This window comes from Tianxiuia mixotrophica (genome assembly GCF_050596425.1).
Classification (GTDB): domain Bacteria; phylum Bacillota; class Clostridia; order Peptostreptococcales; family Acidaminobacteraceae.
In genome coordinates this window covers 214453-239977 of the sequence record NZ_CP192292.1, presented here as the reverse complement: position 1 = coordinate 239977, position 25525 = coordinate 214453, and the positions used below count along the sequence as shown (strand labels likewise).

Here is a 25525-nt window from a genome sequence, read left to right as displayed (position 1 = left end):
CACGGTTGACTCAGAGCTTTTTATGAAGTACAGTAAACTCGTAAACCCTTGAAATATCTATTCATATAGAACAGTCACATTATCAAGGTGTTTTCTTAAATTATGATAGTTCGGATGTGTTTAGGGGGCTAAAAGTTTTCGTACTTGACCTTATCAAGAAAGAGACCTTGAGCAGGCGCTGTCGTTCCACATTTTGCTCGGTCTTTTGATGCAATAAGGGCTGGTACAATATCTGCACTTCTTTTGCCCGCGCCTATATCGATGAGAACCCCCACCATTCTTCTTACTTGGTTGTGTAAAAAGCCTTGTCCCGAAACACGAATAAAAATACGCTCGCCTTCTTGGTCAATATTGATGCCTGTGACTGTGCGTACCATTGATTTTTTCTTGGCTTTCGCTGATGTAAATGTTGTAAAATCATGTTCTCCAACAAAGTCATTGGCCGCTTTTCGCATGACATTAATATCAAGAGGCTCGCTTACATGGGCAAAATAATTTCTTAGAAAAGGATCTGGCTTGCCACCATTCCATATTTGATAAGCATATATTTTCCCCGATGCATTGTATCGGCAGTGAAAATCGTCTGATGCTTCTATCATATCTAAAATTTTGATGTCCTCGGGTAAATACTTGTTGATGTCTTCCACGAGGGGTTCACAATCCAGGGGTTCAGGAAACTTAAAGTTGGCAATTTGTCCTCTGGCATGGACGCCTGCATCTGTACGGCTGGATCCATAAATTTCAACCTTCTTCTCAAGGAGCTTTGTAAGCGTGCTTTCTATTTTCCCTTGAATTGTCTTATCTGTGGTACCAAGTCTTTGCCAGCCCTTATACTTAGAACCGTCATAGGCAATTGTCATTTTATAATTGAACATAAATTCTCCTTTTTCTCTTTACCTAGATTTCTTTTTCTAGCTCTTCTAGATATTTTTCAATATCTCACATCTTGGATCTCTTTGTTGACTGCCTTTCTAAATTAAATCATTTAGTCTTATCTATCAGGCATCTTTATCACTTAACTTATAACCCTATACTTCATTTTTCACGCCCTCAACGAAATTGGTTATATCTACCGCTTCCTGTGGTATAAAGGCTATAAGGAGGGATGGTTATGATTGGTCATATTCTTGTACTGCTTACATCTCAAGATCAAATTACATTAAAGAATGGTGAAATACTTAAAACGGGTTATGATCAGTTTTCCCTTGTTGAAGTGGTCGACCACCTCATAAAAGAGGGCTTTGCCATAGACATTGGGACCAGGGAGGGACACACGCCAAAACAAGACCCTAACTGTCTCAATCATCTTCCTAGGGAAGACTACAAGTACTATAAGGGCTTCATGGAAACAGATCCTCTCATGCTTCTTCCAAAGAACATATCACAAATGACTGAGGAAAAACTCCACCAGTATGTGGGACTTTTTATCCCAGGTGGTTATGCAGCCCTAGAGGAACTCTGTTCTGCCCCGGATGTGTTCAAACTCTTAAAACACTTTCACACGCACCAAAAAACTATTGGCATTATCGGTTCAGGTGCAGCAGCCCTTATTCACAGTCAAATCCCTTGGTTGTTTTCAAACTACAGAATGACCTGTCTTAATGGGGAAATTGAAAGCGAGCTTGAAGAACACCTGCTTCACAGCAGGCTGCCTTTTCACGTTGCCTACATCCTTGAACAACTTGGCGCCAGAACATCATTTAACTTGCCCATGGAAACACATGTCATTGATCACAACGAACTGCTCAGTGGCCAAAACAAGTATAGTGCCTATGATTTTGGACTCCAGTTCGCACGAAAGGTTAAATATGCTCTTAAAATTTCATAAACTGACAGAAAAGCTGCTCTTAATAATGAGCAGCTTCTTTTTAGAACCCCTTACCTTTTAGCCAAGACATGGTCAAGTCTGAATCTTTAATAATCCAGTCCTTATTTTGGCACTTTCTTATTTTTTCAAGCAAGGCTTCAAAAATATCACTATATCTTTTGACTTCTTCCTCGTTTAATGTTCTATGCTTGTGTTTAAACATCAAATGAATCTCTGAACAATACTCCGTATCAGATCGACAAGGCATAAATCGCACTGTGAGTTCATAAGCCTCATGACCACTTAGGGAATCTTGCCAATCCACTTCGAGGATTTTCTCCCGATCATAAGTTTTAATCGTGCTCCCCGAGGTGTCAAGAACACAATCAATTTCCTCAAGGGTCACAGTCAAGCCATAGGCTCCACCCGATTTCAAATCAACTTTTGATTTTTGACCCATCCATTTTTCCATCAAAAGCGGTGCTGTAAAATAACGAAATGCACGTGTAAGATCACAACTTAACCTGGTCGATTTATGTACAAATTGCATATATCCCCCTTATGAATCTGTATTTTCTATTCTTGGTTCATCTTCTGATTCGTCTACTGGTTCACCCATATTTTCCTCTGTTTGAGTCAAATACTTTTGGAACGGTTCTGACAAAGTCCCATCAAGGACTTGAAATGGCACTTCTATTTCAGGGTAGCCAAATGCATAAGGGGCATACTCATAGAGCTGAAAATAGAAAGTCACACCCTTCTCAGTGATATAAAACTGTGACGCCCCGTTGATGCCTTCAAAAACCGCATCTGTATAAAAGCCTTGAGGGTTTTCACGCATATGTTTGTCAATATATACATTCACGGTCTCGTAAAAGCCCTCTTTGTCCTTGTATAAATCACTTAAGTCCAAAGGCTCATTGGTATTTTTAGACAGGGTCACGGTCTCTTTTACATGATTGGGATGAATGCCATACTTCATATACTCCGACAAAATGATATCCATATGAGGATAATCAATATTGTCTTCCGAGTATTTCCATGATGTCCAGTAACTCAGCTGGCTTGCTCCAATTTTTTTGAAAGCTTCATCCGCTTCAAATGTATTGAGTACAGCTGTAGTCTGTTCTCGAATCTCCGACTGAACTGGCTCTAAAATTCGGTCCCACACTTGGTCTTCTGATGCCATAAAATCAGGCCAGTGCCACTCCACATCTCCTTCTATCCAAACTTTATTACGGATAATAGCCCTGCCATACTGCTTTATTTTTCCTGTGCCTGGCATTGTGTTGATTTTCCACTTGTCCTTTTCAAAGCGATTGAGGACAAGGAGAGTCCTTTGGTTCACTCCAGATTCATCAACAAATCCAAGGTTTATAAAGCGCTGCTTTGCCGCTTCATCCACTTCTGACACAATTGGTTCCAGGCTTTCGGGATCATATGTGTTGACCTTTGAGATTTCTGGTGCCAGGAGTCGACCATCATACTCAATAAGTCCCCACATGTCTATTAAGTCCTGTATGACTTCATCGGTAAAGTAGGCTTTCAAATGGCTTCTTAAACTCTCCATTGTACCTACTGGAGACTTTTGCACCCAGTACTTGTCATAAATATTATCGAATTCAATCGTTTCCAGGCCTTCACCATTGAGTTGATTCTTCAAATCATATAAAACTTGGCAAGCCTCGACAACACCTGTTTTTATGTCCTCATTTGGTATGTATCCCAGCAAGACCTCATTTTCGGAGTCTTGCCCCTCCGTTTTTTCCACTTGGTCCATTTCATCTTCAGGTCTTGATAATTCATCACTTGAAGTGGAATCAGACTCTGTTTTATCTACGTCAGATTGCTCATCTTGACCTTCTCCCGAAGAGCCTTCATTTTCAGTCTCAACAGTAGTCTCTGTCTCAGCTTCACCATCTGTGTTTTCTTCCTCATTCCCAACATTCTCGCTAGATGTTTCATTGTTTTCTATTTGAACCTCATCCTGAGGTGTTTTTTCATTTATATCAGCTGTCTGACAAGCAGTCAGAAGCAATCCAGCAGCAAAAACTGCCAATATTTTAGCTTTCAAAATAGCGCCTCCTAATCCTATAACCTAGTCTATCAGAAATATGCCTGCAATGTGCGTCAATTCGGTAAAAGGTTGTAAGATTGTTTTCGAGCACACAAAAACCGACCCCCTTTACGCCTAAACGAGGCCGGTTTGCTTCATAAATTCTATCTGTCCATAAAAGCTAGGATTTCATCATAGGCTTTCATATCTTTTAGCCACTCTTTCGGAATGGTTTTTTCTCCGTGATATGCTCCAAGAATCATACCTATAACTATACCTCTGGCAGCTGAATCACCACCAACTGCAACATTCTCAATTAGGGCTTCTTCAAAGTCATCTTCATAGCGATTGATAAAATACATGACACTTGGAAAGGCTGACTTGCCGGAACAGTTCTGTCCAAATACAGGAATCATTTCCCGTGGGTCAACAATATTATGCTCAATACCCTGCTCAATATAGTTTGCTATGACACCCCCCATTTCCTGAGCCACTTCTTCCATGGCTTCACTTGGTTTTTTGCCTCCAAGGACCTTATCTAGAATTTTAGCAAGAGCCCTTGCCATATCAAGGACATCGCCACCTGTATGTGTCATTTTTGTTTGAAGGACCACGGCATCTTCAAAACCATGATCCAACTTGCAAAGTTTATAAACAAGTGGTGCCATCCGTGCAGGTCCACCCAGTTCGTCCGAGTCCGACCCACCAATGTCTGAAATGGATGAATAAAGCTGAATGGAGTCTTTTGTTGCGTGGTCTTTGTAACCTTCATAGTCCTTCATAAAGTCTAGCCATGCACTTTTAAACTCATCAACGTCAAATCCATCACTCTCTACTAAGTGGTTAAGCAGAGCCATCATCTGATCGCCATAATGTGTGAAGTCTCCCTTTGTCTTATTCTTGTGAAAGGAATCTTCTAACGGGCTTGTTAGACCCTTTATATCTCCAAACTTATCTTCAATCTTATCCATGTCATATATCCAGTGCGGGCCAAGGGCCAAGGCATCGGCAACAAAACTTCCGAGGAGCATACCTCTTAACTTGTCATTCATAGTAGAAAGACCTCCTTTTTGGTCTACATTATCCTTCTTTAGATATGTTCCCTTAGGAGGTCTTTGTCAAACATGTGAAACATAAAAAATCCCCTAAACGTTGATCAGACGTTTAGGGGATTTGAATTTATAAATCATGGTCCTTCTCTAAATAAGAGCTGATTAGTACTCCATGTTTGCCATGCGTACGTAACCTTCGTAACGCTCTTTAGCTTCTTGCTCAGCGTTAGCGAATAGTCTTTCAGCTTCTTCTGGGAATTCGTTCACTAGAGTCGTGTAACGACCTTCGCCCATTAGGAAGTCTCTGAATGGTGTTGTTGGTTCTTTAGACTCAAGGATGAATGGATTCTTACCTTCAGCCGATAGAAGTGGGTTGTACTTCCATAGATGCCAGTAACCAGCGTCAACAGCTTCTTTCATACGGTTCTGAGTTGTGCCCATGCCCGTCTTGATGCCGTGAGCGATACATGGAGCGTAGCAGATGATTAGTGATGGACCATCATAAGCTTCAGCTTCTTGCATAACTTTCATCAGTTGGTTCTTATTTGCACCCATTGATGTTTGTGCAACGTATACGTAACCGTAAGTTGTTGCAATCATACCAAGGTCTTTCTTCTTAATCTTCATACCAGATGCAGCAAACTTCGCAACAGCACCAGATGGTGTTGCCTTAGAAGCCTGACCACCAGTATTAGAGTAAACTTCTGTATCGAATACTAGGACGTTTACGTTTTCGCCAGATGCCAGTACGTGGTCAAGACCGCCGTAACCGATATCATAAGCCCAACCGTCGCCACCAACGATCCATACAGACTTCTTGATTAGGTAATCTTTGTTGTTTTCGAAGAATTTGAAGATTTCCTTCGCTTCAGCGTCAGCAACTTCTTTTTCTAGAACAGCTAGAATTTCGATTGTCGCTTTCTTAGAAGCATCAGCATCTTCCATGCCTTCTACCCATGCCTTGAAAGGCGCTTTGATGTCTTCAGCAACGTTAAGAGCTAGAAGCGCATTCGCTTTTTCAGCCATTTGCTTTCTGATTGTCTTAACAGCTAGAGCCATACCGTAGCCGTATTCAGCATTGTCTTCGAACAGTGAGTTCGCCCAAGCTGGACCTTTGCCTTCAGCATTCTTGCAGTATGGTGTAGATGGTGCAGAACCACCCCAGATTGATGAACAACCTGTAGCGTTTGCAACAAGCATTCTATCTCCATATAGCTGAGTCACAAGCTTCATGTATGGTGTTTCACCACAACCAGCACATGCACCCGAGAATTCGAATAGTGGTTGTGCAAACTGAGAACCCTTCACAGTTGAAGTTGCCATTAGGTCATCTTTAACAGGAAGTGATACTGCGTAATCCCAGTTTGGAATTTCTTTAACAGTTTGAGAATCCAGTGGCTTCATAACTAGAGCCGTGTTCTTAGCTGGACAGATGTCAGCACAGTTGCCACAACCTGTACAGTCAAGAGTTGATACCTGGATCTTGTATCCGTAGTCGCCCATGTCTTTGCCCATAGCCTTCAGCGTAGTGAAGCCTTCAGGTGCATTCGCTTTTTCTTCTTCAGTTAGAAGGAAAGGACGAATAGCAGCGTGAGGACATACATATGAACACTGGTTACACTGGATACAGTTTTCTGGTAGCCATTCAGGAACATTTACAGCGATACCACGCTTTTCAAAAGCAGAAGAACCGTTTTCGAATGTACCGTCAGCTAGCTCAACAAACTCAGAAACAGGGATGTTGTCACCCTTTTGTGCGTTCATTGGCTTAAGTCTATTTGCAATGAATCCTGGAAGCTCAGCTTCTTCTTGAGATGAAGCTTCAGCAGATGCCCAAGAAGCAGGAACTTCAACACGCTCGATAGCAGCGCCTTTGTCAACAGCTTCCCAGTTCATTTCTACGATCTTTTGACCTTTTTTACCGTAAGTCTTTTCGATCGCTTCTTTTAGGTATCCAAGTGCAGTTTCAACTGGTAGTACGTCAGCAAGTTTGAAGAATGCAGACTGCATTACCATGTTAATTCTGTTGCCAAGACCGATTTCTGCAGCGATATCAGTCGCGTTGATTGTGAAGAATTTGATGTCGTTTTCAGCAATGAATTTCTTCATTTCACCTGGTAGGTTTGCGTCAAGCTCTTCAGCATTCCACTGGCAGTTCAGCACGAAAGTGCCGCCTTTTCTTAGACCAGATAGAACGTCGTACTGTGTTACGTAAGACTGGTTGTGACATGCAATGTAGTCAGCTTCGTCAATTAGGTAAGTCGAACGGATTGGCTCTTTACCGAAACGAAGGTGAGATACTGTAACGCCACCAGACTTCTTAGAATCATATGAGAAGTAACCTTGAGCGTACATGTCAGTCTTATCACCGATGATCTTGATAGCATTCTTGTTGGCACCAACAGTACCATCAGAACCAAGACCCCAGAACTTACATCTAACTGTGCCACTTGGCTCAGTAACGATTGTTTCTTCAACATTTAGAGATAGGTTTGTTACATCATCATTGATACCAATTGTAAACGTCTTCGCTGGAGCGTCTTTAGCCAGTTCATCGTATACACGCTTGATTTGAGAAGGCGTAGTATCTTTTGAACCAAGACCGTAACGGCCGCCAATGATAACTGGTTGTTCTTTTTCTTCGTAGAATGCAGAACGGATATCTAGGTATAGAGGCTCGCCTAGTGAACCAGGTTCTTTTGTTCTGTCAAGAACAGCGATCTTCTTAGCTGTTTTAGGTAGAACATCGAAGAAGTACTTAGGTGCGAATGGTCTGTAAAGACGAACTTTAATCATACCAACTTTTTCGCCCTTAGCCACTAGGTAATCAATTGTTTCTTCAATTGTTTCAACAACTGAACCCATAGCGATGATAACGCGATCAGCATCTGGTGCACCATAGTAGTTAAATGGCTTGTATTCGCGACCAGTAACCTTGCTGATTTCGTTCATGTATTCTACTACTGCTTCAGGTACAGCATCGTAGTATGTATTACATGCTTCACGTGCTTGGAAGAAAATATCAGGGTTTTGTGCAGTACCACGAGTAACAGGACGCTCTGGGTTTAGAGAGTTGTTACGGAATGTGTTTACAGCATCCCAGTCAAGCAGTTTAGCAAATTCGTCATAATCAATTGTTTCGATTTTCTGAACTTCGTGAGAAGTACGGAAACCATCGAAGAAGTGTAGGAAAGGAACTCTTGTCTTAATTGCAGCAAGGTGAGCGACACCCCCAAGGTCCATAACTTCCTGAACAGAACCTGATGCAAGCATTGCAAAACCAGTGCCACGAGCAGACATAACGTCTGAGTGATCGCCGAAAATTGATAGAGCGTGAGATGCAACCGCACGTGCAGAAACGTGGAATACACCTGGTAGAAGCTCACCAGCAATCTTGTACATGTTAGGGATCATTAGAAGTAGACCCTGTGACGCTGTGAATGTAGTTGTTAAAGCGCCACCTTGTAGAGAACCGTGAACTGCACCTGCAGCACCGCCCTCAGATTGTAGTTCCGATACAACGACAGGCTGGCCAAAAACATTCTTTTTGCCATATGCAGCCCATTCGTCAACAAATTCCGCCATATTTGACGACGGCGTGATCGGGTAAATAGCAGCTACGTCTGTAAATGCATATGATACATAAGCAGCAGCCGTGTTACCGTCCATAGTTTTCATCACTTTGTTACTCATTGACTTTTTGCCTCCTTAGTCTTTTCATACATGTGTATGTGGTAAGTATAGTATATTGTATACAGAGTGTCAACGCATTTGTATACCTGTATTCCGGGAAAATCTTAGGAAAATGAAAACGTTTGCTTGTCAGACCTATTGCACCACCTCACTCAAAATTGTATACAGTATACTTTTACTATTTTTTGTTGAGACTTTAAATTTTTTTGCCGATTTATAAAAAGCAATCCGGTAGTCATTTACCCACTCATTTATACGACTATCAAAAAAAATCTAAAGATTTCTGCGCTTCATTATTTTGTGCACCTATCAAGCATCTATGCAAATCTCCATCACCGCATATAATCCTCCACACGCCAAATAAAAATAGCTGATTTAAGACATCATCATGTAGATATATATTAAATAGGAAAAAACTCAGTACATATTTGAATAAATCTGCCGATATATATAATGTAGGGATACGTTTGTCTTCGCGCAAGGAGGTGCGAGTGAATGGATATTAAATCTGTTGGCCTGCCGAATGCAGCTCAACCTAAAAAAACTGTCAAAGTGAATGTGCCTAAAAAAGCTCTTGAAAAGATGCCCGATGAAACCAAAGGGGTTATTTTCGAAAAATCGGAAAAAACCGATAAACCGAGTGGTGATTATTCTAAGATCGCAAAAGACAAGGGCAAGTTAGGTGAAAAAGACAAGACTCAGTTATCCGAAATTGACAAGTTAAAAATTCAAATGGATGAGAAAATGAATGGCGCTTTTTACCTCATGGTTAAAGATGCCCTCGATGGACAAAATGTGGGTATGAAGGCTGCCATTGAAAAGATTCTACAAGAACGCGGTGAAGAAATCACGCCTGAAATGATTGAAGAGGCTCAGGCAGACGTTGCTGAAGGTGGATTCTACAGCGTCGAATCCACAACTGAGCGCATTATGAAATTTGCAAAAACAATCTCTGGAGATGATCCTGCTAAGGCAGGTTTGTTAAAGGATGCCTTTGAAAAAGGCTTTAAAGAAGCTGAAAAAATCTGGGGCGATGAACTCCCACAAATTTCTAAAGACACTTATGATTCCGTTATGAAAGCCTTTGACGAGTGGGAAAATGAAGGCCTTAAAGATAATGAAGGCGATACAAGTCCTCCAGTTGAGTCCGAAACTGTTGTGACCAGCGACACAGCGTCCCAAGCTGATGCTTAAAGAAAACCCTACCTGACCATTTTAGAGAAAATCGGTCAGGTGGGTTTATTTTATTTCATTTAAATGCATGCAATTGCGTTGACAAACACCATGCATTCATTTATATTTATTAATATATCGAAACATCTTTATTGCTTTTTTGTAATACAGTGTTCGGTACTCCACGCATGATTCTCGGCTCCACCCAAGATAACCATGAATACGCCTGTAAGTTTCTTGATTAGGAAGCTAAAGCTTCCCGATTACTATTCCCCATTATCTTGGAGCCGAGATATCAACAAAATTTCCTGCCACAGCAAAAAGCTGTGGTTTTTTTGCATTCTTTCACTGACTTGTGTGAAGAGGGAGCATTTCGCTCTAAAGTCTCTTCTTTTCATCTCTTGAAATCTTCCAGTCTACAGCTAAGCTCGTTAAAAGTAGGGCCACGCCAGTCCACATGAAGGGTTTAGCCGGATTAATGGGACAAAATCCTGGCGGAGAAACCCGGTTTAAATAAAGTGTATAACCAAATGCTCCAAGTCCCATCACAAGACCTAGAATAAAGGTGATTTGACTGATTCTCTTTAAGTTAGGCATTGGCATTTCCCCTTGTAAAGATCATGGTCTTGTCACTAGACAAACTATCATCATAGCACCACTCTTCTTTATTAAAACCTTTCAGGGCCTCAACGGACTCAATGCGATTTTCAACCATATAATGAACCATCATCCCCCTTGCTTTTTTCGCATTCGTTCCAATGGTCTTAAGTTTGCCATTCTTATATTCCTTGAATTCAACCGTGACCATTGGCATTTTAACAAGACGCGAAAACTCCTTTGATGCCAAATTTATAACAATATCTCCATCATCAAAGGGATGAGACAAATCATTCTTCCAAAAGGCATAAAGACTATCTTCTATCACTTTCATTTTCATGTCCAGCCTGTATGCACTAATGCCAGTAAGTGGCGTTAGTATGCCATATAGGGCGGACAATATCCGAACGTGGTCTTCTAGATAATTAAGGGCATCATCTGAATATGCCTCAACTGGTATTTGCCTAAAGGCAAGGCCACTATATGCTTGAATGGCAGGCCGTATCCCAGTATGTCCAAAATTTTGATATGTTTCATAAACTCTGTCCAGAATATCATTTTTTATATTCATGATTTTCCCAAGGTCTTCTTTTGAAAAAGCTTGAATGTGATTGACCAAAGTCTTGGTCTGCTTTAAAAAAGGAAGCATTTTCATGTCATCAACAGCTTCTTCTTTATAGCTTTGCTCCTTGCTTGGTGATAGTAAAACCCTTAACATAATATCGTCCTTTACTCTTTAACCCCGTCTCGAATAAGCCTTGTAAAATTGTGCCCCATGGCCTGTTCGATGTAGGGTTCCAAATGCCAAAACTGTTTGAACTTCTTATATTCTTCGATAGCATCTGCTACCTTGCCTTCTTTTTTAAAAGCACGAATCAGTATATTTTTCGGTGTGTGCTCCATATCAATAAACTCTAGGACTTGAACCTGATAGCCAAGTATCTCAAGAACATTGGCCCGCAGACTGTCTGTCACCAGTGAGGACATTCTTTCTTTAATGAGACCATGTTTTTCCATTGGTTCCATGACAGGATTATGGATTTTCTTAAAGAACTCATGCTGACAGCATGGAACCGCCAGAATAACAGACGCATCCCATCCCACCGCTTTGACGAGTGCATCATCCGTGGCCGTATCACAAGCGTGAAGTGTCACAACCATGTCTACACCACCATCCTGAGTATAGTCTCGAATATCCCCTTGCAAAAACTTTAGCCCCTGGTAATCAAGTTCCTCAGCCACCTTGTTGCAGTAATCAATGACATCTGTTTTTAGATCTAGTCCAATAATGTTGACCTTTAAATCCATTACTTTTACTAGATAATAGTAGAGGGCAAACGTTAAATAAGCCTTGCCACATCCAAAGTCGATTATGTTAATGGCCCGGTCTTTAGGCAAATGGGGAATACAATCTGCCACCATCTCAATATAGCGATTAAGCTGTCTAAACTTGTCGTATTTTTTTGTTAAGACCTTGCCATCCTGATTCATAACGCCGAGTTTAACAAGAAAATCGTGGGGAATCCCCTCTTCAAGCAGGTAGGCTTTTTTTCTATTATGGGATAGGTCCACACTGTTACGCGTTGGTTGTTTTCTAAGAATTTTAACCTTGCCCTTCTTACTGATCAGAACCTGATAGTCCGAATCTATGGTATAGAGCATGGCTTGTCGGAAATATGTCACCATAAGCTCTTTTAGCTTTTCAGCAGATTCATCATTTGTTAAATTCTCATGGAGAACCTTGTTATCATAATGATAAGTGACCTGATTGAGTCGTTCGCCTTTAATCAAGACAGGCTTAATATCTATCTTTTTAAAGGTCTTTTCCACACCTTTTTGTATATTGCTAATTGCAGCAAAGATTAAACTTTCTTTTTGAAATATCTCATCAATTAATTCTTTAATATTCTCCACTTTATTTCTCCAGTTCTTTTACGTCAGTAACGAGTCCTGATTCTATGGTTTCATCATGCAAAACTTGAATAAGAAGCTTGGCGACATCTTCTGGTTTACGCAGATCGCCCTTTTCTTTAAACCCTCTAAACATCTCAACATCTTTAAAATCAGCTTCTTCTTGTGCGCGGATCTGGGCCTGCATGTCTGTGTCCATAATGCCCGGACCAAAAGAAATGGCTGCTATGCCTTCATCCCCTTGTTCAAGCCCGATAGATCTTGTCATCATATCAACCCCGGCTTTTCCGATGCAGTAGGCATTCCAACCATAAATAGGTCTTTTGCCAGCGCCCGAGGAAACAGTTAGTATCCGCCTTTTGGCTTTTACATCTTTAAAGCCTTCAACAAATCCGTTCGAAAGGATCATCGGTGCACCAAGATTCAGGGTGAGACTCTTCATTATATCATCTGGACTCAGTGTTCCAACTGGACCAACAGGATCAATGCCCCCAGCGTTGTTAATCAGATATATTTCGGATGCACGTTCTAGATCCATCTCATTTTTCGCCCTTTGAATAAGCTCTTTTAAGTCACTTACAGATGAAAGATCAGCTTTCAGTTCCGTGTAGTTTGAAAAAGCGCTGTGCTCAGTGTGTCCGCTTCTTGAAACGCCTATAATGTGGCAATCACTATTTAAAAGTTGACTTACAACCTGTTCGCCCAAGCCTTTTGATGCGCCAGTAATAATATAATATTTCATGAAGCCTCCTGACTCTTGTCCGGTATTCCTAAATTATAAATAAGCCTTCACTTATAATTTAGAATATCTCATTTTTTTTGTCCACTTTTTTTCCGTTTTCTGTATTTATCTTTAAAAGAATAGGGTATGTATGTCCATATCGAGTAAAAAACCTGTCTAATCTTTTTATACATGAACTTGTAAAGTGAGACAGGACAACTTAAGGGGGAATATTCATGAAAATCGGGCCTATAAAATTCATGAAGCAAGACCTAATGCGGCGAGTCATCTATGCCCTGCTCCCGATCATTCTTGCTTCCGTTTACTACTTTGGTTGGCGAGTCATTCCGCTTATTATCAGCACAAGTTTCTTTGCTGTACTAGCAGAATGGTCTTTCAAGCGAAGCACTGGCAAACCTGTCTCTGAAGCAGTCTTTGTCACAAGTATTCTATTTGTACTCACACTACCTCCAAAAACACCTTACTGGGTCGCAGCTGTCGGCATTGTGTTTGGTATCATTTTTGGTAAAGAGGTCTTTGGCGGCTTTGGGCGAAACGTTTTCAATCCAGCTCTTGTCGGACGGGCCTTTGTCTATGTATCTTTTCCAAAATTTTTAACCATCGAATGGGTTGCCCCAATTCGGGATTCTGTTTTCGGTGGATTTACACGTTACATAGGACCTACAATTGATGCTGTAAGCAATGCAACACCCCTCATGACATTTCGAAACACAGGGGAAGTCATGGCTTATGAAAACATGCTTTTTGGAAATATTTCTGGGTCATTAGGTGAAACGAGTGCCCTTTTGATCATATTAGCAGGTTGCTATCTTATTTATACGAAGACTGCGCATAAAGAATCTACCTTTGGTGTCCTCATTGGATTTGTCATCACGTCTCTGGCCTTTAATTTTTTAAATGTCAAGGAAGTGCCTAATCCTGTGTTTGGTCTCCTTTCTGGCGGCATTCTTTTTTCTGCTGTTTTTATGGCGACCGATCCTATATCATCACCAAAGACAAAAGAAGGTCGATGGATTTATGGCTTAATGATTGGAACATTGACAGTTATAATTCGTGGTTTTGCCCTTTTTTCAGGAGGCGTTATGTTCGCTATTCTCATAAGCAACAGTTTTGGTCCTCTTCTTGATGAAATGGTCAAAGCCCTCAAAGCACACAAGAAGAACAAACAAGCCTCAGTAAAAGGGGGGACAGCAAATGGCTAACAAGAAGAAAAAACCCGTCTTGTTTCCTGTTGTTTTCATGATCATCATATCAGCTGTATTCACTTTTATTCTTGCATCGCTCAATGCAGCATCTCTTGATTTGATAGAAGCCCAAGAGGCTCTAAAAAATCAGAGAAGTCTTCTCTATCTATTTGATCAGCCTATTCCTGAAGATAGAGAAAGTGTTCAAAACGCTTACAAGAATTTATTTGAAATCAAGAGTATTGATGACATCACTTACTACCAAGCCGTTTCAGAGGGTGAAGTCATTGGCTACGCTTTCCCATTCCAAGGGTCCGGACTTTGGGGCTCAATCTGGGGCTATATCGCCATTGATCCTGACTTTACAGAAATCATTGGAATTGATTTCCTCAAGGATTCTGAGACACCAGGCCTTGGGGGTCGGATCAATGAAACTGCTTTTAAAGAACAGTTTAGGGGCATAGACATCAGCGCACAGATGGACAAATTTGTTATTTACAACCCCGCAGAAAATGGAAACGCAGATGTTATCACAGGTGCCACACTCACATCAAATGCTGTTCAAAACATGATCAATGCAGAAATAGAACGCCTGTTAGAAGATGTAAAGGGGGAGATCTAAATGGCTGTTAAGACAAAAAAGATATTCACCCTTGGTGTTTGGGGCGACAATCCTGTTTATAGACAAATACTGGGCATTTGTTCTGCCCTAGCTGTAACAAACCTTATGATGAACTCACTGTTTATGGGGCTTGGACTCATGTTCGTAACAAGTTTTTCATCACTGACCGTATCACTTCTTCGCAATCATACGCCGAAGCATATACGCATGATGGTACAAACCCTTATTATTTCAGGCTACGTTATTATGGTTGATATATTTCTGAAAGCCTATTTCCCAGCTATGAGCGAGACCCTTGGCCCCTATGTCGGTTTGATTATCACAAACTGTATCATTATGGGTCGAGCAGAGGCCTTTGCCCAGTTTAACTCGCCTATACCATCCTTCTTTGATGGTCTGGCCAATGGCATAGGTTATGCACTCGTCCTATTGTTCATTGCCTTTTTCAGAGAACTTCTCGGATTCGGCAGTCTCTTTGGATTCAATATTCTTGGACCAAATTGGGTCAGCTGGACACTCATGATAATGCCTCCTGGTGCATTTTTCATGTTGGGCATTGTTATTTGGATTTCAAAAAGACTTCTTCCTAGTGATGAAGACACGGCGAAAGGGGGCGCAAAAGCATGATAGACATACATCCAATGGTCATTTTCTTTGCAGCTATTTTTACAAACAACATGATTTTATCGAACTTCCTCGGTATGTGTTCATATATAGCTGTTTCCAGTGAAATTAAAACTTCATTGAGCCTTGGTCAAGCTGTGACTTTTGTCCTCACCTTCACCACATTGCTTAATTACTTGGTATATCATTATATACTTGTGCCACTTGGCATCGAGTACCTAAGATTCATAGTGTTTATAATTGTTATTGCGGCTTTCGTACAACTCGTTGAAATGATCATCGATAGGTATTTCCAGAGTTTGTACTACGCACTGGGGATTTTCCTCCCCTTAATCACTGTAAACTGTGCTATTTTAGGTGTTTCTCTGTTTATGATCATTAGAGACTACTCCTTGGTGCAGTCCCTAGCATTTGGTGTTGGTTCTGGCTTAGGCTGGACGCTTGCCATTGTTATGCTTGCAGGCATTCGTCAACGCATTAAGAAGAACCCACTTCCAAAAGGACTCGAAGGACCTGGCATAACCCTAATTATCACCGGCCTTATGGCCCTTGCATTTGTTGGTTTTTCCGGTATGGTTCAAATTCAGTAAGGAGGCAATCCTATGACAGTAATACTTACGCAGGTTGTCGTTATTTCCGGCATTTCCGGCGTTCTTGCCCTTCTCCTTTCACTGGCCAATAGAACCATAGGAGACTACGGCGAGAAACAATTGACTATTAATAATGAAAAAGAGTATACGGTTGATGGCGGGGACACCCTGCTTTCCACCTTGGTTTCAGAAGAAATATTTATTCCATCGGCCTGCGGCGGTAAAGGCAGTTGCGGTTACTGTAAGGTCCATGTAAAAGAAGGCGGCGGTCAGTTTCTACCAACGGAGGCAGGCTACGTGACTCCAGAAGAACAGGCTGAGGGCGTTCGCCTATCTTGCCAGCTTAAGGTAAAAGAGGACATTAAAATTGAAATTCCTGAAGAACTCTTTAATGTTAAGCAGTATGACTATACAGTGACAAAACTTGAAACAGTGACTCCAAAAATTAAACATGTTCGACTGGAACTGCCTGAGGACAAGGAAATTAAGTTTAAGCCTGGACAGTACATTCAGATCCTTACGCCAACATATAAGGGGAATGACGAAGAAGTCTACAGGGCTTACTCCATCGCATCATCCCCATCTGACAATAGGGCGGTTGAACTCTTCATTGGCTATGTACCTGAAGGCGTCTGCACCACTTACATTCACCAACACTTGAAACTAAATGACGATTTGACTGTGGTGGGACCATTTGGTGATTTCTATTATCAGCATAGTGACAGGGAAATGGTTATGGTGGCTGTAGGAACAGGTATGGCACCAATTATGTCCATACTCAAATACATGAATGAAGAGAAAATTGATAGAAAAGTGACTTTCTACTTTGGTGCTCGATCAGGTGAAGACCTCTATATGATGGATGTTCTAAAAGACCTTGAAAAGACTATGCCAAACTTTGAACTCAAATGTTGTTTATCCAGAGCCAAAGAGGAAGACAATTGGACTGGCGATGATGGCCGTGTCACTGACCTCATCGAAAAGTATATTGAAGATGGCTCTGACAAGGAGGCCTACCTCTGTGGTAGTCCAAAAGTTATTGATTCTGTCGTTGAAAAACTTCAGGCCAAGGGTATGCCTGAAGAACACATTTACTACGACAAGTTCGAGTAAATAAAAACAGACCGCCAAGCAAGCGTTTATGAATTTTTAGACGCGTTGTCTCTGGCGGTCTTGCACTGTTTAAAAGGTTCATACTAAAATAGAGGCAGAAGGGGGAATACATATGGATTTTAAAAATCAAATCGATCAAGTCATGGACGACATGGTCAAGGACATTCAAGGCCTTATTCAAATCAAAAGCGTGGAGGCACCGGCTGAAGGCAACATGCCTTTTGGAAGGGGTGTCCAAGATGCCCTGGAATACACACTAAAACTTGGACAAGACATGGGATTCACCGTAAAAAACGTGGATAACTACGGTGGCCATATTGAGTTTGGCGAGGGCGAAGAACTTATCGGCGTTCTAGCCCATCTCGATGTTGTGCCTGAAGGGTCTAATTGGGACTACGATCCTTACGGCGCCACTTTGGTCGACGGTAAGATCATCGGTCGAGGCACCATTGATAACAAGGGCCCTGCTGTTTCTGCACTTTATGCTATGAAGGCTCTAAAGGACGCAGGCGTACCTGTCAACAAGCGCGTCCGCCTTATACTAGGCACAAATGAAGAAACGGGATGGGAAGGCATTAACTATTACTTTAAAAAAGAAGAAAAACCCCACATGGGTTTCACACCAGATGCTGATTTTCCTGCTATTCATGGTGAAATGGGCATTCTCATTTTTGACCTTGTTAAAAAGTTTGAAGAAAGACTGCCTGATGGAGGCATAGAAATACTTAAAATTGCAGGTGGCAATGCGCCGAATATGGTTCCAGATTATGCAGAAGCCCACTTGAAGGTGACAAAGCCTATCAGCCACATCCTTGAAGCTTACAACAAAGACAAAGATGGCAAGCTTGAGATGACTGAAGAAAATGGTGTAACACTTATCCAGTCTTTTGGTGTTTCGGCTCATGGCAGCACACCTGAAAGCGGAAAGAATGCAATTTCATATTTAATGGACTTTTTAAACTACTTAGACCTTCAAATTGGTGACGTGACCAACTTTGTTCGCGACTATGCCCGTCTGATCGGTCTAGACTACAATGGTCAAAATATCGGTTGTGACCTTGAAGACGAATACGGCAAACTGGTCTTTAATGTTGGCGAGATAGATTTTGGACAAGATGAGGGACGTATTAGTGTCAACATTCGCTACCCAATCACAGAAAATGTCGACACAGTTTATAAAGGCATGGAAGAGGCCTTAGAATTTACAAAAATTCAAATAGAAAAACATGAACATATGGCTCCAATATACCTGCCACCTGACCATGAACTTATACAAGCGCTTATGGGCACGTATACAGAAGTCACTGGTGACGCCACACCACCGATAACAATCGGCGGGGGCACTTATGCCCGTTCAATGGACAATGCAGTTGCCTTTGGGCCACTTTTCCCGGGAAAAGAAGAGACTGCACATCAAAAGAATGAGTACATTGAAATCGAAGACCTTAGAACCATGACAAGAATTTATGCCAATGCCCTGTACAAACTAACACGGTAAGTTAATTTTGCTAAAAAGCCCCATGTCTAGACCTAATATTTAAGGCCAGGCATGGGGTTTTCTTTGCATTTCAACCCCTTTTACAGGGCCATAGTCAGACATTAGGCTGCATTTTTAGACATGCCTTGACCAGGTTCTCTGGTGAGTTTTATAAAACCACCCACACCAACGAAACCGAATAAAGCTGTCACTAAAAATGCTGTTGATGGATCTATCACTTCCAGCATGGCTCCAAATACCATTTGTCCAATTGGCATGGATGCCATGATAAGTGTAGAAATCACACTGCCCACACGTCCCAAAATTTCAAGAGGGACTGTTTTTTGAATATGTGTGGCTATACAAACATTGATAATGGAAATTAGCACACTCGCGACAAACATAAAGACACCGGTTCCAATCATTAGTGGGATTGGTGTCTGGTAGTACTGCGGTACAAAAGCGCTGGTATAAAAGGCGAGCCCGACCATCATAAGGGATGTCAGGGACATTGCCCTAGAAATAATGTTTTCTGTCGTAGAGAATCTATCCCATAAAAGCCCAACGCCAGGGCCGACGACCATACCTATACAGATCACTGAACTGAATAAACCATATTGCGTTTCACTCACACCAAATTTTTGAAGAAACATATAGGGCAAAAGAACACTAAACATGCCACCAAAAGCAAAATTTACAAAGGTGCCTAAAAACAGTATTCCAATCACGAGTTTTGATTTTTTCACATAGTTCAAACCAACCTGGAACTCATCCATTACATATTTTATACTCATCTTATCTTGAGTAAGCTCCATTTTAGGCATTTCTATAAACATTTCGCTAAAACCCGAACAGAGAAAGCTAATTCCATTCACAAGCATTACAGCCGTTAAACCAAATTGACCATACAAGACACCTGCCACAAGCGGTGATAGGACATTTGCCACCTGACGCATGGTTGATAGGAAGGCGTTGCCTCCCATTAACTGTTCCTTTTCCAAAATGGATGGTACAACTGTGGCGATTGCTGGTTCAAAGAATGCATTGATCACCTGTATCAAAACCACATATATAATTATTTCTCCCACACTCAAGTAACCCTTTATGTAAAAAAGAACTGCAAAAATCAGTGTCAGACAGCCACTTAAAATATCAAGACTGACAAAAGTTTTTTTCCTATCCAGCTTATCCGCCAGCACACCACCAAATGGACCCAAGACCAGCCTCGGTATTGTTCCAACAGCAATGACAGTTGCAAACATAACCCCCGAACCGGTTGTGTTTAAAACATATAACGAGAGAGCAAACTGCTGTATCAATGTTCCCATTAGGGAGACAAAACTACCAAATGATAATAAGAAAAATGACTTTTTTCTAAGCAGACTAAAATCCATTCCTGACATCTCCATTTCCTCATAACCCATAACTTAATATCAACTTCTAGTATGAGTATACCTTTTCAAAACACTTGTAACATTAAAATACCATTAACGTTTAATGAATCTGAATACTTTTCAAAGGTCTTGACTTGAAAATGAATGAATGTTTTAAATTAAAAAGAGCTCATGAGAATGATTGATGAACACAATCATTCTACATGAGCCCTGTTTTTTATACACCATAGGGTGTCTTATAATTTTGCTGCCATGTCTTTTATATAGGCCTTGAAACCATCTTTCACTTGATCATGACGAAGGGCATACTCCACAGTGGCTTTTAAGAAACCAAGCTTATCTCCTGTGTCATAGCGAGTGCCTTCAAAGTCATAAGCGTAAATGCCTTGTTCCTTTAAAAGGGAATGTAGGGCATCGGTCAACTGAATTTCTCCACCCTTACCTGGCTTCGTATTCTCTAAATGACCAAACACCTCAGGTGTTAAAATATATCGTCCTAGGATGGCCGCATTTGATGGCGCCTCATCAACAGCTGGTTTTTCAACCATATCTGTCAGCTTATATGTTCGCTCACCAATTTTATCCCCTGCGATAATGCCGTACTTGTCAACTTGTGATGGGTCAACAGTTTGAACACCAACCACCGAACAACCTTTTTCTTCATAAACTTCTGTTAGTTGTTTCAGACAAGGCTTTTCATCATTGTAAACAATGTCATCCCCTAAAAGAACTGCAAATGGTTCATTGCCCACAAATGCTTTGGCACAGTGAATGGCATGTCCCAGTCCCTTCATTTCTTTTTGACGGACAAAGTGTACATTTGCCATGCCAGAAATGGACTGTACCAGTTCTAAAAACTCATCTTTTCCACTTTTTTCAAGGGCATTTTCAAGCTCAGGTGACTTGTCAAAATGGTTGACAATGGATTCTTTATTACGACCATTGATTATTAGAATTTCCTCGATACCTGCAGCCACCGCTTCTTCAACAATGTACTGAATAGCTGGTTTATCAACAATGGATAACATCTCCTTCGGCTGCGCTTTCGTTGCTGGCAAAAAGCGTGTGCCGTATCCCGCTGCAGGGATAACTGCCTTTTTAACTTTCATTATAACCTCCACTATACTCCATTAGTTCATTTCTGATAGGTTAGAATCTTGCTGAACTTGTTCTTTATAAGCTATATTTGTATTGTTTAGCTTAAAGTAAAGGGCGTCAATAAACATCATTAGAAGTTTATTCCCTAAGTCTGGTTCATTCGCTATGAGGTGCTCTAAATCCTGCTTGGAAATGGTTAAAACTTCAACAAATTCACTGGCCAGCCCAGTGGAGTTATATTTTGTCTTTTCTTGAACAAGGAAAGTTTCACCGATGACACCGTTGCTACACACTGTCCCTAGGCGGACTTCCTCCCCTTTTTCATTGTATTTCACAATACGAACACAGCCCTTTAAGACCATAAATAACTGGAGACTGTCACTGCCTTCTTTAAAGAGTCTTTCATCTGTATTAAAGGCTTTCATTTCCGTCACTTGGGCAAGTCGAGCCAGTTCTGTGTCTGTGAATCGTTCAAACGACCTGAACTTACGTAGGTTTTCCACAATCACACGTTTTGATATATTGGCATACTTTTCATAATCAATATTGTATATAACCCTTGAGACATTGTTGGTTTCCGCTTCTCTTCGCAGAACCTCTCTATGCTGGATTGTCATGTCAATGAGTTTGGTCCAGTCTTTTTGCTTTTTACGGTATTCTGTAAAAGGATCTATTTTTGGCAAGGCTTCATACTTGCTTAGGTAAACATTTCGGATGGACTCCCTGCACCCTTCCACATTGCCTTCTGAAAGATACTCAAGAGCTAGCAACATGTTTGTCTTGAAAATTTTATCTTCAAGATCTGCTTTCATAAAATCACCTGGGTAAGGGTCAAAATCTTCCGGTGTCACCCGGTTCATATTATTGACTTCATACTGGGAGTTTATTTTGGCCTGCTCGTAGAGGAATCTGTATATATCTTCTCTAAAACGCTTCCAAATTGGATGGTTTTTCTTAGGTGGAAGATGTTTTATACTCAGCTTATTGTCTAGGAAAAAGTCAAAGCCAAACATTTTGGAGTTGAGAACATAGTCAATATCTTCACCACGTGTAACAGCGCTGTCAAAAGGAACCATCTTAAAGAGGTTCTTATGAATGACCATGGCTCCACCAAAGGCAAATGGTGTCACCTTCAACCTTGGATCACAACCGATAATTTTATCAAACGCCTTTGTCTTTGAGCCAAATCGGTTCCAGTATGTCATCCATGGCACTATGTCCACATCATCATAAAATTCATCATATTTATTTAAGTAATAACCTGCAACACCATAAATGCCTTTGCCATAAATTCTTCTGCCTATATATTCGGTGGCCATGTCAACCCATTCGGTGTTCTCAAAAATTTCATCATCGTCAATGAGGATTGTCACGTCTGAAGAAAGTAATTGGGCTGTGTACAGACATATGTTTCTTACATTTGAGTATCCCTTTTGATTCAACAACTCGTTAGCCCGTTCGCTAAGTCCATTCTCCCTCAAAAAGGCCTTTATATTTCTTAGATTTTTTTGTGTAAATAAGTACACATCAATATCAAGATCTGCGTTTTTTACAATTTCCCTTACACGTCTTTCCGCCTCATCTTCAATGTCATCTGTGGTTGGACATACAGGAATTATAAGCTTAAAATTCTGATTCTTTAAGGTCTTAATGCTCTCCAGTGTTCGTCCAAGAGTGTCCTCTCCATCAATTGGTGTCGGATGATCGTAGACGGCGTCCCCTTCATGCCAGGGATCTTCTTTCTTTCTTGACCAATATGTTGGAATGACCATACTGATATTCATGTTGATACGCTCCTTTCCAGTGTCTTTATTCCTACCCATATCTTCTGACTGTATGTCAGACTTCAAGTTTTCATAACAGGCTCTTACCCCGTCCTGTGAATTTGTAAAATCAAAGAGGGCTTGATGCATCACATCAAGCCTCTTATAAGCATTCTTACCCGACAAGTGATTTGTAAAGCGCTTCAACCGATTTTATCGAGTGTTTCCACGAAAAATATTTCAGGGCATACTGGGCACACGCATCGGCCCGCTCTGCCTTATCTTTTCTTTGAATTTCATGTGTTATAGCATCCGCTAATCCCAGGTCGTCCTCAACGGGCACCAGGGTCCCCACTGACTCTGTAATAAAATCTGGAAGACCACCTTGATTGGTTCCCACAACCGGTGTTCCACACGCGAGGGCTTCAATAGCCACCAGTCCAAAAGGCTCCGTCCTTGAAGGCACTGTGGAGACATCGGCAATATTGTATAAATCAACAAGCTGATTTTGATTGACATGCCCCAGAAAATGAACATTTTTCAGACCCAGGTCTCGTTTTAAAGTGTTGAGCTCGTCATAGAGCTCACCATTGCCTGCAATAAGGGTCATAACATCCCCTATGTCTTTTTCATAATGCTTAGCTGCTTTTAAAAGCACATCTATGCCTTTAAAGTGGGTCAGTTTGCCTGCAAAAGAAACAATATGCTTAGATGTTTTTTCAATATGAAAGCTCTTTAGAACAGACTCGACATTTAAGTCGGGTTTTCTCACAAAGAGATTTTCATCATATCCGTTCATAACTATCTCGCACTGTTCTTCTGGTGCACCATAAAGTTCTTTCACTTCAGCGTGAACCTGTTTTGAAATGGTAATGATCTTCTTGGCGTGTTTAGCGCCTTCAAGGGCATAAGGATGATACCGTTTATCCTTTACAAAACCTTTTAGGTCTGTCCCATGAGCCGTAACAATGTAAGGCACGCCTGTTTGTGCCGCTGCATAAGGTGTGATCCATAAATGCTGGGCATGGATAATATCCGGTTTAAAACTTTCCACCTCTTCTTTTGCCACTTTTACAAACAGATCAACATAGTCTTTTAGCTGCTTGTCTGAAAGGTTGTAGTAGGTGTTATTGCTTCTTGGATGTGATGTGAAGCAAGGGAAGTTATATGGTAAATCAGGACGATTTTGTGTGCCATCAGAAAAGAGTAACACTCTGCTGTCAAATCCCTCGTAAGTTTTCTCACCCAGCTCCGGATATACCACTTTTACCTTATGGCCGAGCCCACTCAGTTCCTTGGCCAGATTCATCGTGTAAATGCCGCTGCCGGACCCTTCCAGTGGAAAGTGATTCATAATGAGCACTCTCATATTCGTCCCTCCAATTCTTATATTTTGCGATAAACTCTTTCCAACTTTTTGACATTGCATGGTATTGTTCGATCATCGTGTCCAGGTGTTCATAAGATGCATCCAGGGCCTCTGGTAATTTTAGAAATCTATCATCATTAAGATACTTAGCCACTGCAGGCGCACCCACTTCTAGGGCTTTTCTCTGCATCTGGTGCATTTCTTTCACATCTCGTTTTGAAATCCAGTTCAAGAATGGATTTCTACCAATCCATCCCATACATGCATAATAGAATCTGTTCTTAATGTCTTCATCTGTTATGACGTCTGGAATTTGAGGGTAATGACCGTATGTGTTGTGGAAAATTCTAAGGTCAATATCCATGCAATTTAATGTTTTTGACCTTTCCAGTTCCAGGCCAAGAAGGGTGTCTTCTCCCCTTGTTAAGTATTTCTCTCCATCCACCTCATAAATAGATGAGAAGAATGGCAGAACATGCTCAAAAATACTGAGCTTCATGGCAACATTGCCCCCGAGTATTTTATTGGTTGTAAAAGGCTTTCTGTCTGGATAATTGGCTGGAACAAAACAGTGGTGTTCCATGCCAGCTTGTAAGAAGTCGCATACATTATCTTTTTGAAGCCCTCTAAACAAGTGCCCCATGCCATCAAAATTCATTGGTGGGATAATGTAGTAACCAGAGTAGTCACTGGTTGTGATCATAACAGAATCCATAGAGAGGTACTTCATATGTTCCCCTATGAAGTCAATTTCTTGCTTGACAACACCATTGACCGTTTCAACTAGAAGTTTCGGATACACATCTGTATCAACAAATATAAGTATATCTGAGCCTGTTAGCATGGCTTTCATGAGCACATTATTACGGTTTTTACCGTAACCAACAAGGCCAGAGTCGTTTAAGTGTTCGCATGTCACCAAGGTTTTAATAGCCTCTTTTGACATACCGATTTCTTCTAGGGCGCTGCACATCTCATCCGCTTCATTGATTTTTACAAGGTGTACTGGGACACGCTCTTCGATTTCTCGAATGGCGTCTGGATTGGCGGCTCCAGAGTGGGCGATAACAACGCTGTATATTTCATGTCCATATCTTTTTGCGTTGTCCAGAAACTCGTCTAATGGCTCTGCGGATGTGATTTCCTTTGTAATCATTCCGAATGAGATATTCATATTACTACCCTCCTTAATATTTTTTTCGCATAACGTGTACTCTGTATACCCGAATTAACTTAGAATTAACATTAATAATTGTTCGG

At 41.1% G+C, this 25525-nt stretch carries 22 protein-coding genes; 8 read left to right on the top strand and 14 right to left on the bottom strand.

All coding sequences use genetic code 11. The features are described from left to right. Positions 1-128 precede the first annotated feature (128 nt). The gene (gene truA, locus ACQ4KW_RS01085) at positions 129-875 is read right to left on the bottom strand and encodes a tRNA pseudouridine(38-40) synthase TruA (protein ID WP_430884711.1); all 747 of its coding nucleotides are present in this window, start codon (positions 873-875) and stop codon (positions 129-131) included. 236 nt (positions 876-1111) lie between these two features. Between truA and ACQ4KW_RS01080 the strand changes: the two genes are divergently transcribed. After that, entirely contained in the window at positions 1112-1828 is a 717-nt protein-coding gene (locus ACQ4KW_RS01080) for a DJ-1/PfpI family protein (protein WP_430884710.1), read from the top strand. A 40-nt stretch (positions 1829-1868) separates the two neighbouring features. On the opposite strand, the gene ACQ4KW_RS01075 is transcribed toward ACQ4KW_RS01080, so the two are convergent. The 4 genes from ACQ4KW_RS01075 to nifJ all read right to left on the bottom strand — a co-directional run bounded on the left by ACQ4KW_RS01075 (position 1869) and on the right by nifJ (position 8608). Further along, a complete protein-coding gene (locus ACQ4KW_RS01075) occupies positions 1869-2357 on the bottom strand; it encodes an SRPBCC domain-containing protein (protein WP_430884709.1) in 489 nt (162 codons plus the stop codon). 9 nt (positions 2358-2366) lie between these two features. Next, a complete protein-coding gene (locus tag ACQ4KW_RS01070; protein ID WP_430884708.1) occupies positions 2367-3881 on the bottom strand; it encodes a DUF3298 domain-containing protein in 1515 nt (504 codons plus the stop codon). Between the two features lie 146 nt (positions 3882-4027). Next, positions 4028-4915: an ADP-ribosylglycohydrolase family protein gene (locus tag ACQ4KW_RS01065; RefSeq protein WP_430884707.1), complete on the bottom strand. Its 888-nt coding sequence runs from the start codon at positions 4913-4915 to the stop codon at positions 4028-4030. 162 nt (positions 4916-5077) lie between these two features. Continuing rightward, positions 5078-8608 (bottom strand): pyruvate:ferredoxin (flavodoxin) oxidoreductase, encoded by a 3531-nt coding sequence (nifJ, locus tag ACQ4KW_RS01060; protein ID WP_430884706.1) that lies wholly within the window; start codon positions 8606-8608, stop codon positions 5078-5080. Positions 8609-9103: 495 nt separating this feature from the next. On the opposite strand from nifJ, the gene ACQ4KW_RS01055 reads away from it, so the two are divergent. Continuing rightward, positions 9104-9802 carry a hypothetical protein gene (locus ACQ4KW_RS01055; protein WP_430884705.1) on the top strand — a complete coding sequence of 233 codons (699 nt, stop codon included), beginning with the start codon at positions 9104-9106 and terminating at the stop codon, positions 9800-9802. A 357-nt stretch (positions 9803-10159) separates the two neighbouring features. Here the strand turns inward: ACQ4KW_RS01055 and ACQ4KW_RS01050 are convergent, their stop codons facing one another. Genes ACQ4KW_RS01050 through ACQ4KW_RS01035 form a run of 4 tightly spaced genes read right to left on the bottom strand, consistent with a single transcriptional unit; the run spans position 10160 to position 13031 of the window. After that, entirely contained in the window at positions 10160-10378 is a 219-nt protein-coding gene (locus ACQ4KW_RS01050; RefSeq protein WP_430884704.1) for a hypothetical protein, read from the bottom strand. Continuing rightward, positions 10371-11096 carry a YaaA family protein gene (locus tag ACQ4KW_RS01045; protein WP_430884703.1) on the bottom strand — a complete coding sequence of 242 codons (726 nt, stop codon included), beginning with the start codon at positions 11094-11096 and terminating at the stop codon, positions 10371-10373. The genes ACQ4KW_RS01050 and ACQ4KW_RS01045 overlap by 8 nt, the downstream gene beginning before the upstream one ends. 11 nt (positions 11097-11107) lie before the next feature. Next, positions 11108-12292, bottom strand: coding sequence for a class I SAM-dependent methyltransferase (locus ACQ4KW_RS01040; protein ID WP_430884702.1), 1185 nt, complete (start codon positions 12290-12292; stop codon positions 11108-11110). A 1-nt stretch (position 12293) separates the two neighbouring features. After that, a complete protein-coding gene (locus tag ACQ4KW_RS01035) occupies positions 12294-13031 on the bottom strand; it encodes an SDR family NAD(P)-dependent oxidoreductase (protein WP_430884701.1) in 738 nt (245 codons plus the stop codon). 215 nt (positions 13032-13246) lie between these two features. Between ACQ4KW_RS01035 and ACQ4KW_RS01030 the strand changes: the two genes are divergently transcribed. The 6 genes from ACQ4KW_RS01030 to pepV all read left to right on the top strand — a co-directional run bounded on the left by ACQ4KW_RS01030 (position 13247) and on the right by pepV (position 18662). Beyond that, on the top strand, positions 13247-14233 hold the full coding sequence (locus tag ACQ4KW_RS01030) for an RnfABCDGE type electron transport complex subunit D (RefSeq protein WP_430884700.1): 987 nt from the start codon (positions 13247-13249) through the stop codon (positions 14231-14233). After that, on the top strand, positions 14226-14837 hold the full coding sequence (locus ACQ4KW_RS01025; RefSeq protein ID WP_430884699.1) for an FMN-binding protein: 612 nt from the start codon (positions 14226-14228) through the stop codon (positions 14835-14837). The genes ACQ4KW_RS01030 and ACQ4KW_RS01025 overlap by 8 nt, the downstream gene beginning before the upstream one ends. Next, positions 14838-15464, top strand: coding sequence for an NADH:ubiquinone reductase (Na(+)-transporting) subunit D (locus tag ACQ4KW_RS01020; RefSeq protein ID WP_430884698.1), 627 nt, complete (start codon positions 14838-14840; stop codon positions 15462-15464). Then, entirely contained in the window at positions 15461-16051 is a 591-nt protein-coding gene (locus ACQ4KW_RS01015; RefSeq protein ID WP_430884697.1) for an NADH:ubiquinone reductase (Na(+)-transporting) subunit E, read from the top strand. Before ACQ4KW_RS01020 ends, ACQ4KW_RS01015 begins: the two co-directional genes overlap by 4 nt. A gap of 12 nt (positions 16052-16063) precedes the next feature. Then, positions 16064-17164 (top strand): NADH:ubiquinone reductase (Na(+)-transporting) subunit F, encoded by a 1101-nt coding sequence (locus tag ACQ4KW_RS01010; RefSeq protein WP_430884696.1) that lies wholly within the window; start codon positions 16064-16066, stop codon positions 17162-17164. A 112-nt stretch (positions 17165-17276) separates the two neighbouring features. Next, positions 17277-18662: a dipeptidase PepV gene (gene pepV / locus ACQ4KW_RS01005; RefSeq protein WP_430884695.1), complete on the top strand. Its 1386-nt coding sequence runs from the start codon at positions 17277-17279 to the stop codon at positions 18660-18662. A gap of 101 nt (positions 18663-18763) precedes the next feature. On the opposite strand, the gene ACQ4KW_RS01000 is transcribed toward pepV, so the two are convergent. The 5 genes from ACQ4KW_RS01000 to ACQ4KW_RS00980 form a co-directional block, all read right to left on the bottom strand. Next, positions 18764-20035 (bottom strand): MFS transporter, encoded by a 1272-nt coding sequence (locus ACQ4KW_RS01000; RefSeq protein ID WP_430884694.1) that lies wholly within the window; start codon positions 20033-20035, stop codon positions 18764-18766. 236 nt (positions 20036-20271) lie between these two features. Next, the gene (galU, locus tag ACQ4KW_RS00995) at positions 20272-21144 is read right to left on the bottom strand and encodes a UTP--glucose-1-phosphate uridylyltransferase GalU (protein WP_430884693.1); all 873 of its coding nucleotides are present in this window, start codon (positions 21142-21144) and stop codon (positions 20272-20274) included. A 21-nt stretch (positions 21145-21165) separates the two neighbouring features. Next, positions 21166-23103, bottom strand: coding sequence for a Crp/Fnr family transcriptional regulator (locus ACQ4KW_RS00990; protein WP_430884692.1), 1938 nt, complete (start codon positions 23101-23103; stop codon positions 21166-21168). Further along, entirely contained in the window at positions 23072-24265 is a 1194-nt protein-coding gene (locus tag ACQ4KW_RS00985; RefSeq protein ID WP_430884691.1) for a glycosyltransferase family 4 protein, read from the bottom strand. The genes ACQ4KW_RS00990 and ACQ4KW_RS00985 overlap by 32 nt, the downstream gene beginning before the upstream one ends. Further along, positions 24168-25439, bottom strand: coding sequence for a hypothetical protein (locus ACQ4KW_RS00980; RefSeq protein WP_430884690.1), 1272 nt, complete (start codon positions 25437-25439; stop codon positions 24168-24170). The genes ACQ4KW_RS00985 and ACQ4KW_RS00980 overlap by 98 nt, the downstream gene beginning before the upstream one ends. Positions 25440-25525 lie beyond the last annotated feature (86 nt).

What these genes read in the sequence shown, in the direction of transcription:
- ACQ4KW_RS00985 (WP_430884691.1), bottom strand. Translation starts at nt 24,265, where the DNA reads ATGAGAGTGCTCATTATGAATCACTTTCCACTGGAAGGGTCCGGCAGC.
- ACQ4KW_RS01020 (WP_430884698.1), top strand. Translation starts at nt 14,838, where the DNA reads ATGGCTGTTAAGACAAAAAAGATATTCACCCTTGGTGTTTGGGGCGAC.
- ACQ4KW_RS01045 (WP_430884703.1), bottom strand. Translation starts at nt 11,096, where the DNA reads ATGTTAAGGGTTTTACTATCACCAAGCAAGGAGCAAAGCTATAAAGAA.
- ACQ4KW_RS01015 (WP_430884697.1), top strand. Translation starts at nt 15,461, where the DNA reads ATGATAGACATACATCCAATGGTCATTTTCTTTGCAGCTATTTTTACA.
- ACQ4KW_RS01080 (WP_430884710.1), top strand. Translation starts at nt 1,112, where the DNA reads ATGATTGGTCATATTCTTGTACTGCTTACATCTCAAGATCAAATTACA.
- galU (WP_430884693.1), bottom strand. Translation starts at nt 21,144, where the DNA reads ATGAAAGTTAAAAAGGCAGTTATCCCTGCAGCGGGATACGGCACACGC.
- ACQ4KW_RS01000 (WP_430884694.1), bottom strand. Translation starts at nt 20,035, where the DNA reads ATGGATTTTAGTCTGCTTAGAAAAAAGTCATTTTTCTTATTATCATTT.
- ACQ4KW_RS01035 (WP_430884701.1), bottom strand. Translation starts at nt 13,031, where the DNA reads ATGAAATATTATATTATTACTGGCGCATCAAAAGGCTTGGGCGAACAG.
- ACQ4KW_RS01065 (WP_430884707.1), bottom strand. Translation starts at nt 4,915, where the DNA reads ATGAATGACAAGTTAAGAGGTATGCTCCTCGGAAGTTTTGTTGCCGAT.
- ACQ4KW_RS01075 (WP_430884709.1), bottom strand. Translation starts at nt 2,357, where the DNA reads ATGCAATTTGTACATAAATCGACCAGGTTAAGTTGTGATCTTACACGT.
- ACQ4KW_RS01010 (WP_430884696.1), top strand. Translation starts at nt 16,064, where the DNA reads ATGACAGTAATACTTACGCAGGTTGTCGTTATTTCCGGCATTTCCGGC.
- ACQ4KW_RS01055 (WP_430884705.1), top strand. Translation starts at nt 9,104, where the DNA reads ATGGATATTAAATCTGTTGGCCTGCCGAATGCAGCTCAACCTAAAAAA.
- truA (WP_430884711.1), bottom strand. Translation starts at nt 875, where the DNA reads ATGTTCAATTATAAAATGACAATTGCCTATGACGGTTCTAAGTATAAG.
- ACQ4KW_RS01030 (WP_430884700.1), top strand. Translation starts at nt 13,247, where the DNA reads ATGAAAATCGGGCCTATAAAATTCATGAAGCAAGACCTAATGCGGCGA.
- ACQ4KW_RS00980 (WP_430884690.1), bottom strand. Translation starts at nt 25,439, where the DNA reads ATGAATATCTCATTCGGAATGATTACAAAGGAAATCACATCCGCAGAG.
- ACQ4KW_RS01050 (WP_430884704.1), bottom strand. Translation starts at nt 10,378, where the DNA reads ATGCCTAACTTAAAGAGAATCAGTCAAATCACCTTTATTCTAGGTCTT.
- nifJ (WP_430884706.1), bottom strand. Translation starts at nt 8,608, where the DNA reads ATGAGTAACAAAGTGATGAAAACTATGGACGGTAACACGGCTGCTGCT.
- ACQ4KW_RS01025 (WP_430884699.1), top strand. Translation starts at nt 14,226, where the DNA reads ATGGCTAACAAGAAGAAAAAACCCGTCTTGTTTCCTGTTGTTTTCATG.
- pepV (WP_430884695.1), top strand. Translation starts at nt 17,277, where the DNA reads ATGGATTTTAAAAATCAAATCGATCAAGTCATGGACGACATGGTCAAG.